The sequence below is a fragment of the Lachnoanaerobaculum sp. MSX33 genome (assembly GCF_000512995.1).
GTDB lineage: Bacteria > Bacillota > Clostridia > Lachnospirales > Lachnospiraceae > Lachnoanaerobaculum.
In genome coordinates this window covers 1-1,274 of sequence record NZ_AZXX01000077.1, presented here as the reverse complement: position 1 = coordinate 1,274, position 1,274 = coordinate 1, and the positions used below count along the sequence as shown (strand labels likewise).

Genomic DNA, 1,274 nt, shown 5'->3' with positions numbered 1-1,274 from the left:
CGAAAGGTCCTATTTTTGTGGTAAAATTAACTTGCAATGAAAAATTTACACACTAATTATTGTAATTCAAAACAAGGATATTTACCACTGTTTCTTTCAGATTGTTTGGATCTGCTGGATCCTGTTTTAACATTTGACAGATTGATGGGAGGAATCGATTTAAACAAGTATCTGACAGATATTCCGGAGTACACAACCGGACGACTCAGATTTAATCCGGTCAACATGTTAAAAACAGTACTTTTTGGATTTATGACTAGCGGTTACTGCTCTCTGAGAGAACTGGAAGACAACTGCAAAGTTAATATCAGGTTCATGTATCTCATGGATCACCGGACTCCGTCATACAGAACTTTTGGATATTTCATCAATGAAATACTTCAAGACAAGATTGAAAATATTTTTAACGACATCAATCATGCTATCTTTAACGAGGAGCATGTAGATCTGCAACATCTCTACATCGACGGCTCCAAGTTTGAAGCAAACGCAAACAAGTATACCTGGGTATGGAAGAAGGCTACGGAAAAGTTCCGTTACAAGCTTTACGAAAAAATCACTGCGGAGATTGAGGAAATTAATGCAGAAATCGCATGGAGTGGGGTGCAGATCACATCAAACACAGAGTATGTACCGGATTATCTGAATGAAATCGTTGAGCAGCTGGTACTTTTATGGGAACTGGATACAAGTACATTTGTTTACGGAAGCGGAAAGCGAAAATCCAAAGAACAGCGTCATTATGAACACTTGAATACTTTCTGTCAGAAACTTCAAGAATACATACAAAAAATTGAAATCTGTGGTCCTGACCGAAACAGTTACTCTAAAACAGATAACTCAGCTACCTTTATGCGTATCAAAAAGGATTACATGGGCAATGATCAGCTTCTGCCGGCATATAATGTACAGATTGGTGTAGCAGATGAATATATTGCAGTTGTTGACGTGAACCATTATCGTTCGGATATGGATTGTTTCGTTCCTTTGATGGAGCACTTCAAACAAACTTATGGATTCTATCCCAAATATCCTGTGGCAGATGCCGGATATGGCTCATACAATAATTATATTTTCTGTGAACAGAACGGAATTGAAAAGTATATGAAATTTCCAATGTTTAAAAAGGAAACTAAAGATCGGAAATATCATGAAGATCCATTTCGTGCAGTTAACTTCAGAATTGATGAGCAAGGAGTCATGAGATGTCCTAACGATAAAGCATTCCATTTTTTATGCAGAAAAGATGTGAGGGGGAATCAGTACGGACGCAA

The 1,274-nt window shown here is 37.5% G+C and carries 1 protein-coding gene; it reads left to right on the top strand.

Going from position 1 to position 1,274, the window contains the following annotated elements; translation table 11 throughout:
• Positions 1-36 precede the first annotated feature (36 nt).
• Positions 37-1,274, top strand: a 1,238-nt coding sequence (locus HMPREF1495_RS08565) for a transposase (RefSeq protein ID WP_034213827.1), incomplete at its 3' end; no start/stop codon positions are given.